10 protein-coding genes and 1 pseudogene are annotated in these 9953 nt (G+C 39.6%); 8 read left to right on the top strand and 3 right to left on the bottom strand.

The features are described from left to right. The 5 genes and pseudogenes from CFS60_RS04700 to CFS60_RS04680 all read left to right on the top strand — a co-directional run. A pseudogene (locus CFS60_RS04700) lies at positions 1-796 on the top strand (hypothetical protein); the annotation flags it as partial. Between the two features lie 8 nt (positions 797-804). Continuing rightward, on the top strand, positions 805-1290 hold the full coding sequence (locus tag CFS60_RS04695) for a hypothetical protein (RefSeq protein ID WP_088838894.1): 486 nt from the start codon (positions 805-807) through the stop codon (positions 1288-1290). Between the two features lie 288 nt (positions 1291-1578). Further along, complete coding sequence (locus tag CFS60_RS04690) at positions 1579-2118, top strand: EndoU domain-containing protein (protein ID WP_255387546.1); 540 nt, start codon at positions 1579-1581, stop codon at positions 2116-2118. Between the two features lie 75 nt (positions 2119-2193). After that, positions 2194-2502 (top strand): hypothetical protein, encoded by a 309-nt coding sequence (locus tag CFS60_RS04685; RefSeq protein ID WP_088809392.1) that lies wholly within the window; start codon positions 2194-2196, stop codon positions 2500-2502. 269 nt (positions 2503-2771) lie between these two features. Continuing rightward, a complete protein-coding gene (locus tag CFS60_RS04680; protein ID WP_179946376.1) occupies positions 2772-2954 on the top strand; it encodes a hypothetical protein in 183 nt (60 codons plus the stop codon). A 458-nt stretch (positions 2955-3412) separates the two neighbouring features. Here CFS60_RS04680 and CFS60_RS04670 read toward each other — a convergent pair whose 3' ends face one another. The 3 genes from CFS60_RS04670 to CFS60_RS04660 form a co-directional block, all read right to left on the bottom strand. After that, positions 3413-3811, bottom strand: coding sequence for a hypothetical protein (locus CFS60_RS04670; RefSeq protein ID WP_088809391.1), 399 nt, complete (start codon positions 3809-3811; stop codon positions 3413-3415). 117 nt (positions 3812-3928) lie between these two features. Beyond that, on the bottom strand, positions 3929-4273 hold the full coding sequence (locus CFS60_RS04665; protein WP_088809390.1) for a DUF4870 domain-containing protein: 345 nt from the start codon (positions 4271-4273) through the stop codon (positions 3929-3931). 107 nt (positions 4274-4380) lie between these two features. Beyond that, entirely contained in the window at positions 4381-5721 is a 1341-nt protein-coding gene (locus CFS60_RS04660) for an MATE family efflux transporter (RefSeq protein ID WP_088838893.1), read from the bottom strand. A 193-nt stretch (positions 5722-5914) separates the two neighbouring features. Here CFS60_RS04660 and CFS60_RS04655 point away from each other — a divergent pair, with 193 nt between their 5' ends. Genes CFS60_RS04655 through CFS60_RS04645 form a run of 3 tightly spaced genes read left to right on the top strand, consistent with a single transcriptional unit; the run spans position 5915 to position 9940 of the window. Beyond that, a complete protein-coding gene (locus tag CFS60_RS04655) occupies positions 5915-6406 on the top strand; it encodes a MarR family winged helix-turn-helix transcriptional regulator (protein WP_088809388.1) in 492 nt (163 codons plus the stop codon). Further along, entirely contained in the window at positions 6390-8114 is a 1725-nt protein-coding gene (locus tag CFS60_RS04650) for an ABC transporter ATP-binding protein (protein ID WP_088809387.1), read from the top strand. The genes CFS60_RS04655 and CFS60_RS04650 overlap by 17 nt, the downstream gene beginning before the upstream one ends. Next, positions 8111-9940, top strand: coding sequence for an ABC transporter ATP-binding protein (locus tag CFS60_RS04645; protein ID WP_088809386.1), 1830 nt, complete (start codon positions 8111-8113; stop codon positions 9938-9940). Before CFS60_RS04650 ends, CFS60_RS04645 begins: the two co-directional genes overlap by 4 nt. Positions 9941-9953 lie beyond the last annotated feature (13 nt).

The raw sequence follows: 9953 nt of genomic DNA, 5'->3' as shown, positions 1-9953 counted from the left end.
CGTTCGCGGCGTAGACCCAAAACTGGTCGAAGCGCTGAAAGCCTATCAAGTTTTGGCAGTGGTGTACTACGATGCGGAGGGAAAGCCGCAAGTGATGTGGCTGCTTGAACAAAACGGAGTGGGTGTGAATGACCCGAAACTGAAGAAATACTTAGACAAGGCAGGAAAGTATTTAGACCCAAGTGACTACCAAATTATCACGAATGAGGAGTTAAACAAAAAAATCACTGAATCGTGGAAAACCGGCACCTATTATATGGACGGCACGAAATACACCGGTATGGCTGGTGGCACGCTTCGGGCATCCGCGTATGTGGAATCGGTGAAAGGTACGCTGGATGAAAGTGGCCTGATGGACGTGGTGATGGGGTTAGGTTTAAGCACCGCGGCGATTCGGGGGAGTATGACGTATGAGAAAGTTAGCGGGGCTGACGCTCCGATAACGAATGTGGGAGTTGTGCAGTCAAGAATTAATGTAGCAGAAAATCCAACGAGATTTAGTCCATCAAAAAATGCTGGAATGAAACATGTTAGAGATAGGCATTTTAACCCATCGAAAAATGCTGGACAGTTTACTATTCCTGAAACAGATTTGAAGAATATTCTACAGTCAAAACCTGTTATAAATACACCTGTGAAACAAATAGAGTCTGGGGGATTTGAAAGGATAGTAGATGTAGGAAGAAATATAGGAACAGTTAAACCTAGCTTAGGTGGAGAACCTACTATATGGATAAAAATTATAACGGATAAAGCAGGTAATATAATTACAACTTATCCTATATCAAAACCATAGGAGGATATATGAAAGAAGAAATTTTAAGAATTTATAACAATTTTTCTATTAATAACCTAGATACTTTTTTTGATGAATTGATAAGCTATGTTAATAAATATGATTCAATCTTTTTAAAATATACTTCTTTAGAATATTTAGATGCAATTAAAAAATTGGATTCAAAAAATTTAATTTTAGGACACTCGGATGACAATTTTGAGATTGCAATACCATTCTATATGAATCAAATTAACAAAGGTTTAAATGAAGAAGAACTATCTAATCAAGTTGCTTCGCTTATTTGGGATTTAAGTGCATATATGACAGATGAGGAATGCCCCAGTTGTCATGATAGTAACTTGCGTTTAACCATAACATCTAGTGAAACAAGTCAAATTATTAAATTTTGTGATGAATGCTTATATACTGGTATTAATGGTAAACATGTTGATATTGAAGATGATCTAATTCCAGCACCAAAAAGTATAGTAAAATCATATTTAAAGGATTAATAAATAAAAAAGGCACTTTACTATCTGATTGGAGTCGAATAGTAAAGCCTTGACTAGTAAGCTGTAACTCACTAATCAAGTTGTCAATAGAATAGCTAACAAAAGCTAGCTGTATTCACTGTATAGAAGTTGCACTACCGAAAAAAGATATGAGGAAACTAACTTTGTAGAGAGAGTAGCGTACTCATATCTTTTTAACTGTTTTTAAAAGTATAAAATCAGTGTGTTGCTTGGTATGAGAGACGGTTTGTTAAGTGGGCAGGAACATTACCTTAGGAATCAAGTAACATGGAATCGTGGAAAACCGGCACCTATTATATGGACGGCACGCTTCGGGCATCAGCGTATGTGGAATCGGTGAAAGGCACGCTGGATGAAAGTGGCCTGATGGACGTGGTGATGGGGTTGGGCTTAAGTACGGCGGCGATTCGGGGGAGTATGACGTATGAGAAAGCTGATGTGACTAATATAAAAAATAATGTACCTGATTCAACATTAAAGCATGTTGATTTAGGGGATTTCAATACTAATAATAGGTTGATTAATGGTGGTCATGGACAAAGTAATATGGGTTATTTGAAAGAGAATAATACAGATTTTAATATTGCTAAAGAATATCTAAATAGTGTTAGAACGGGTAGTATTCCAAGTCATAAAAATAAAATGAAACGAATAGGAAATGGTCAGTCATGGTTTCCTAAAGAGTGGAATGATTCTAAAATTCGTGATGCTGGTAATCACATAAATAATCTTCCACAGAATAAGAACTTACCTGATGATCAGGTCAATGGGCATTTGGAGATTATGATGGTGTTAGAGTGGGGATAATAAAGAAAGATGGCAAAGTGACAACAATAATACCTGATAACTCTAAACAAACGTAAAAGAAGGAGAGGGCTAAAAATGATTGCTTTTGAAAAAATAGAGAATTTAATAAATGAAAGAAAAGAATTATTACCGGATGACCCAAGAATTAATGAAATATGGGATGAACTGACACAAATATTTTCGGAAGATGAGAAAACGACGATTGAATATCTGAATAATTGTTCTGAAAGTCAATTAAAATGGATAAGCGAAGTATTTGAAGATATATCAGAAAATTTACAAAGTGAAGATCTTATTGATACATTAGAAAAACTGCAGAAAAAATTTCCGAATTTAGATTTGGAGATGGATATTTCATATGCCAAAGAAGCATTGAATAATTAAATTAGTAAAATAAAAAGGCGCTTTACTATCTGATTGGAGTCGGATAGTAAAGCCTTGATTAGTAAGCGTGAACTCACTAATCAAGTTGTCAATAGTTAAAAAAACTAACTGTATTTTTAGAAAATACTTTTCTAGTATTAATAAGTATTGCCAGAAAATATAAGTGAATAATGATAGGTTTTAATGAATCCTTAAAAGCCATATACTGTGTTGTAAAATGATACAGAGATTCAACAAATAATCCCCAACTTACAATACTTGAGGAATTATTGGCAGAACTGGACAAAGATAATCCGGATGTCAAGTTGCTTGAGGAATTAAATCATTCTTTGTATCCTCCGTATGCTGGATTAAGTGAATTCTTTATTTGGGACGATGATTTTGATAAACGCATAGAGTTAAATAATCCTGTCGATAATGCAAAAAGAATCACATGGGAAATGCTAAACTAAATATTTTGTGTTTTTTTTGCAACAGAGTGTAGTATTTTCAAATAATTCCAGTAGATGAAGAAAAAATCTTGGGTAGCTATTTACAAATTGGGCTGCTTTTTGGGATACTATAACTGGATTAGTTGAATCGCTAGAGTGAATATTGGCCAGAATTAGAAAATCCTATTCCAGTGGAAGCAAATTCATTAAAAGAAATGCCTCATAAATTTAACGAAAAGTACCCTACAATGGAATCTGAAATAGAGTATAAATAAATTTGAAGATATAATAGCTAATACATTGAGCTTATAGGGTTGTAGCATAATGGGATTAAATTAATGTTGATTGATCATTTCACTCAAAGAGGACAGCTAAAAAAATGCTACCCTCTTTCTTATTACTCATTTATCGACTAGGTATGAAGCTATGCCCCCCTCGCTTTGCTAATGCTAAACTCTGGCGACACAACTTACCGTTTGCTACCCGTCAGACCGTTTTCCAGATGCACGCCCACTTAGAGCTTTTCCACCTCGAAAAACAAAGAAAATAACGCCAAGTACCGCGCTAATAATTCCGCCAAGTAAAGAAATACCAACAAGCACAATCGCCCCAGCAAGTTGCATAATTCCCAAAATAACAACAGCGGCAACTAAACCGTAAATAAAGCCGTAAAGAGCAAACCACCCTAAACTCACTTTTTGGCTAAAACCGTAAAAAATTTCAGCTATTGTACTGCCCACTAAAACGAGTGGGGCGGCAAAGAGAATCGCTGAAAAAATATCGGCCGTTGTAAGCGCGTCAAATAGGAGCGCCTCAATTCCAAGAACAGCCAAAATCCCTAAAATAAATACCGTTAAATAGGCGATGATAAAACGCAATTTGAACACTCCTTCCGTTAACAGTATATCATAAAATAAGTGTGAACTTTTTGTTTAAAATAAAAAGCACCTGCTTGATTCACCTTGAACGTTTCAGTGAATCAAACAAGCGTTTTTTTATTCCGTGAGAAAAGCATCTTCTTCTCGACCAACTAGCATGCGCACACCTTGAATGATGTTAAACAGGAACAAAGTGGCTGTTAAAATAACCAAGGTAACCACAACCCCAAAGGCAACAAAACCTACTGTATGTGAACTGTCCGTGCTGACGGCAACGAGTGAAAGAATGCAAAATGTTAGAAATACGCCAATTGTAGGCAATATATGTGTGAACAGGGCGACTTTAGAATGATGTTTAACATCGCGAGCCTCTCCAAAGACCCAAATGAATAAAGGGACTAATATCGGTGCAAATAAAATACTGAAATAACTAAGCGCATTGACAATTCTATGGTTATTCAATTTTGAACACCCTCCTTTAACTGATAACTTTATTATAAAGAAGGGAGAAAATGACAACCATCGAATGAAGTGACAATTTTAAGTTTTGGAATGACAGTTTTGTAAGTTTAGATAACAGATTTAAGCGTCCATACTTTACTGCGCCAGCGCCTGAACATCAGGAAAGAACGAATGCCTTCGTCAATAATATAGGCGATCCAAACGCCGACTAGTCCAAGTCCTGCTGTAATACCAAGCACGTATGAAAACGGCAAGCTGACAATCCACATGACGATGATGCCAACAATAAATGGAAATTTAACGTCGCCAGTTGAATTTAAACTGCTAATAATGATGATGTTGGTTGCTCGGAAAAGCTCGAGCGCAATGGAAAGCAAGAATAAATTTTTCGTCATAGCAATCACGAGTTCATTGGACGTAAAGAGGCTCATAATTGGTTCGGCGAAAAGGTAAAGTAAAATACTGACGACGAGCGCGATAACTACGCCGATTTTCCAACTTTTTATACCTTGCTGATACGCCTTTTCAACTTCCTTTGCGCCAACTGCGCGGCCAATTAAAATTTGTGAAGCTTGACCAATCGCTATTGCAAAAAGCGCAACGAATTGACTGACGCTAGAGGCGTACACCTTGGTTGTAAGGGCTTCGGTGCCTAGAATGGCGATAATTGCTGTTATGACCAGCTGCGAGCCAGCGTAAGACATATTTTCGCCAGCTGAAGGAAGACCTAGTTTTAATATAGAATAAAGAAGTTTTTTGGAATAATGCTTTAGCTTCCCAAAAGTAAACGTGTAGCCGATATATTTTTTGAGCATGAAAATAGCCATAATCATACCGATGAAATTGGCGATGGCTGTAGCGATTCCAACTCCGGCGACACCTAAGTCTAAGTAAGCAAATGGTCCGTAAAGGAATACATAGTTCCCGACAACATTAATGACACTAATTGTGATGGGGACAAGCATTGCTTGCCTCACGTAACCGTGGACACGGATAATCGGTAAAATGGACGAATGAATTGCGATGACAATAGAGCTGCCGCCAATAATTTCAAGAAAAGGTGAGCCAACACGAATAAGTTCTTCATCTAAACCGACAAGTCTAAGGAATGTATCGCTTGCAAATAAAAAGATAATACTCATAATAATTCCGATAATAAAAGCGACAATTAGGCCGTTAGTTATGACGCGTTCAATCATTTTATGGCGTTCGGCGCCAATCATTTGGGCAACTAAAATTTGCACACCGACACTGATAAAGCCGTACATAATAATGGAAATTACGAGAATTTGGCTGGCGACACCGGTTGCGGCAACAGCCTCATCTGAGTAATGCCCTAGCATGAAAACGTCAACATAATTTATCATGATGCGTAAAAATTGTTCAATAAAAATAGGCCACGCCAATGTAAAAAGACTCATTTTTGCGATATTTGTATGATCTGCCATGTGAAAACCCCCTTTTGATGTTTGTTTTTCCGGGCAAATGTGAATAATAAAAAAGTACGTGTACAACAAGGAACATTATAAGGGATTCAACCTTAAAAGTATAGGCTTTTTTAGGACTTCGCCTTTTTTAGTTGACTTTTAATTCAAACTAGATATAATTAGTTAGGTAAACTAATTAAAAGGAGGGGCATACATGTACCCGTCTGATGAAGATTTGGGGCAGTCAGTCATTAAAGCGTTCATGAATTTTAAGCGAGCTGAAATGTCGAGTTTCCACATGGAAGGCTACACGAAAGCTGAAACGCGTTTTATGTTTGTTCTTTTTCACGGGATTAAAATGAGTGATTCAGAGCTTGGCGTGCGCGTTTCTGAACTTGGCAAGCGACTGCGCATTTCGAAACCAAGTGTGACCCAGCAAATTAATGCGCTTGAAAAGAAAGGGCTCATTATCCGCACTCAAAATCCGACCGACAAACGCGCTGCTTATTTGAACTTTACTGAAAAAGGAAAAGCGCTGACAGAAAAAATGATTCAATCTTTTCATAAAAACTTCGAAGATATGCGCGATTTTCTCGGGGAAGAGGATATGCGCACACTCATTATGCTACTTGAAAAATTAACGGATTATTTGAACGAGAAGGCGAAACAAGAAGGAGGCGCAGTGCCAAATGATAAAACTTTTTAAGCGACTGAAGCCCTATTCATGGGGGATTATCGTTGTATTAGTTTTAACTTTTATCCAAGTTATTGGGCAGCTTTATTTGCCTACACTCATGTCAAACATCATTGATAAAGGTGTTGTGACGGGCGATAAGCCCTATATTTGGAAAACCGGTGGGCTAATGCTCTTACTTTCGGCTGGAGCAGTTGTTTTATCGGTTATTATCGTGTATATCGCATCACGTATTTCCATGGGCTTTGGACGTGATTTACGGGATAAAATCTTTACACAAGTTGAAAATTTCTCTTTGCAGGAATTTAACAAAGTGGGGACATCATCGCTTATTACGAGAACGACAAATGATGTTGTCCAAATTCAAAATGTACTTTATATGATGCTTAGAATGATGGTTATGGCGCCGATTATGCTTATCGGCGGGATTATTATGGCGGTTGGACGTGATGCAAAACTATCGTTAATTTTTGTGGTCGTTCTGCCAATCTTGCTATTACTTGTCGTGTTACTAGGCGGTAAAGCGATGCCGATGTTTAAAAAACTGCAAAAGAAAATGGATAAATTAAATCAAGTTATCCGTGAAGGCCTAACAGGTATCCGCGTTATTCGCGCTTTTAACCGCAATCAAGATGAATTAAATAAATTTGAAGAAGCGAATAATGATTATGCCATAACGGCAATTGGCGTAAACCGCCTGCTGTCGCTTATGAGCCCACTCATGATGCTCATTATGAATTTAACGTCCATCGCCATCATTTGGCTTGGGGCGCACTTCATTAGTGACGGTAACATGATGGTCGGCGACTTGATGGCTTTCATTCAATATGCCATGCAAATTATGATGAGCTTTATGATGCTTTCTGCTGTCTTCATTTTCATTCCGCGTGCTGGTGCTTCCGCAGAACGTATCAACGAAGTGCTCGATATGAGCGCAGAAATTTTAGACCCCGCTGCACCAAAAGCGGCTGACGGACGCGCAACGCTTGAATTCCAAAACGCATCTTTCCGTTATGAAGGCGCAGAAAAACCAGTTATTGCAGACATTAGCTTTAAGGCTAAAGCGGGTGAGACGATTGCCATAATTGGGAGTACAGGCGCTGGGAAATCCACATTAATTAATATGGTTCCCCGCTTCTATGACACCGAAAACGGCAGCATCCTAATGAACGGCGTCAATGTGCGCGACATGTCGCAAGAAGAATTGCGCGAAAAAATTGGACTTGTGCCACAAAAAGCGGTTCTTTTCACGGGCGACATCGAATCAAATCTCCGCTACGGGAAAGAAGACGCCACGGAAGAAGAAATGTGGAAGGCTCTCGAAATCGCCCAAGCGAAAGACTTTGTCTCCAAATTACGAAAAGGTCTTCATTCGCGCGTTGAGCAAGGCGGAAACAATTTCTCCGGCGGGCAAAAGCAACGGCTTGCAATTGCGAGAGCGCTCATCCGGAAGCCAGAAATCTACATTTTCGACGACAGTTTCTCCGCACTCGATTTTAAAACAGATGCGAAGTTGCGCAGTGCGTTAAAAGAAGAAGTAGAAGATGCCATTATGATTATTGTGGCGCAGCGCATTACATCTGTTGTTGATGCAGATCAAATCATCGTTTTAAATGAAGGTAAAGTTGCCGGAATTGGTACGCATAATGAGCTAAAAGAATCCAATGAGATTTACCGCGAAATCATGCGTTCACAACTTTCAGAGGAGGAGATAGCATGAGTCCAGGACCAGGTCCAGGTGGAGGCTCTCACGGCGGAGCAATGGGTGTGAAATCGAAACCAAAAGACTTTAAAAATACATTATTCCGTTTGCTTGGCTATATGAAGCCCCGAACGGTAGCGATTTCAGTCGTCTTTATCTTTGCGATTCTCTCCACCATTTTTAATATTTTTAGCCCGAAAGAATTAGGGAAAGCAACAACTGAAATTTTCAAAGGCGTCATGAGCCCAGCTGGCATTAATGACGATAAAATTTTCAACATTCTATTCTTCGTGTTCCTCCTTTATGTCGGAAGTTCAGTCTTCAGCTTTGTTCAGCAATACGTGATGTCAAGTGTCGCGCAACGTACCGTATATGATATGCGTCGCGATTTAAAGGAAAAAATGGCACGTATGCCGCTCAAATATTACGATACCCGTTCTAACGGGGATATTTTAAGTCGCGCTGTCAACGATATGGACAACATCGCGAATACGCTCCAACAATCCTTGACGCAGGCCATAACGGCGATTGTTCAAATTGTCGGCGTACTCATTATGATGCTAACAATTAGTTGGCAGATGACCCTAATTGTTGTGGCGACTGTACCGCTAAGTATCATTATTGTAGGTATCATCGCGAGCAAGTCGCAGGCATTCTTCGCGGCGCAACAGCGCAATTTAGGGATTTTAAATGATACGGTCGAGGAAACTTACGGCGGTCAAACGATTGTGAAGGCGTTTGGTCAAGAGAAAAAAACGCTCGTCAAATTTGATGAAGTCAACGAAGATTACTACAAAGCGGCTAAAAAAGCCCAATTTATTTCGGGTATCATGATGCCGATGATGCAATTTGTAGGTAACTTAGGTTACGTAGCCGTCTGTGTTGGCGGTGGGATTTTTGTGACGAACGGCACCTTGCAAGTCGGTGATATTCAAGCCTTCACGCAATACGTGCAACTGTTCTCACAACCCATTTCTAGCGTAGCAAACATCGCGAACGTTATTCAATCAACCATTGCTTCTGCGGAACGTGTTTTTGAAATTATGGACGAAGAAGAAGAACAAGACATGATTCCGGAAACTGTTCCTACGATTAACGAAGAAAATGGTAAGATTGTTTTCGACCATGTAGAGTTTGGGTATTCGCCTGATAAACCGCTCATGCAGGACCTGAAAATTAACGTAAGCAAAGGGCAAATGGTAGCAATTGTTGGCCCAACTGGTGCAGGTAAAACAACGATTATCAACCTGCTCATGCGTTTTTACGATGTAGATAACGGCGCGATTCGCATCGACGGCGTAGACACGCGCGACATGACGAAAGACGAAGTCCGCGCGAAATTTGGAATGGTGCTGCAAGACACATGGCTCTTTAGCGGAACCATCGCTGAAAACATCGCTTATGGTCGGGAAGGTGCCACGATTGATGAAGTAGTCGGAGCTGCCAAAGCGGCGTATGCAGACGATTTCATTCGCCGCTTGCCAGACGGTTACGACACAGTTTTAAATGAAGAGGGGACCAATATTTCACAAGGGCAAAAACAACTACTAACGATTGCCCGCGCGATTTTATCCGACCCAAGCATTTTAATTCTAGACGAAGCAACGTCTAGCGTTGACACAAGAACCGAGCTAAACATTCAGCTCGCAATGGGGAACTTAATGGAAGGCCGAACAAGTTTTGTCATCGCCCACCGTTTATCCACTATCCGCGACGCCGACTTAATTCTTGTCATGAACCACGGTGATGTTATCGAACAAGGTACACACCAACAACTCCTTAGCGAAAACGGCTTTTACGCCGACCTATACAATAGCCAATTTACAGGTTCGCAAGCAGTGTAATAGTCAGAAAAAC

It is taken from the genome of Listeria sp. ILCC792 (genome assembly GCF_900186135.1).
GTDB classification, from domain to species: domain Bacteria; phylum Bacillota; class Bacilli; order Lactobacillales; family Listeriaceae; genus Listeria; species Listeria goaensis.
The sequence above is the reverse complement of the archived record's forward strand: the minus strand, read 5'-3'. Positions and strand labels throughout refer to the sequence as shown.

What these genes read in the sequence shown, in the direction of transcription:
- CFS60_RS04695 (WP_088838894.1), top strand. Translation starts at nt 805, where the DNA reads ATGAAAGAAGAAATTTTAAGAATTTATAACAATTTTTCTATTAATAAC.
- CFS60_RS04690 (WP_255387546.1), top strand. Translation starts at nt 1,579, where the DNA reads ATGGAATCGTGGAAAACCGGCACCTATTATATGGACGGCACGCTTCGG.
- CFS60_RS04685 (WP_088809392.1), top strand. Translation starts at nt 2,194, where the DNA reads ATGATTGCTTTTGAAAAAATAGAGAATTTAATAAATGAAAGAAAAGAA.
- CFS60_RS04660 (WP_088838893.1), bottom strand. Translation starts at nt 5,721, where the DNA reads ATGGCAGATCATACAAATATCGCAAAAATGAGTCTTTTTACATTGGCG.
- CFS60_RS04655 (WP_088809388.1), top strand. Translation starts at nt 5,915, where the DNA reads ATGTACCCGTCTGATGAAGATTTGGGGCAGTCAGTCATTAAAGCGTTC.
- CFS60_RS04650 (WP_088809387.1), top strand. Translation starts at nt 6,390, where the DNA reads ATGATAAAACTTTTTAAGCGACTGAAGCCCTATTCATGGGGGATTATC.
- CFS60_RS04645 (WP_088809386.1), top strand. Translation starts at nt 8,111, where the DNA reads ATGAGTCCAGGACCAGGTCCAGGTGGAGGCTCTCACGGCGGAGCAATG.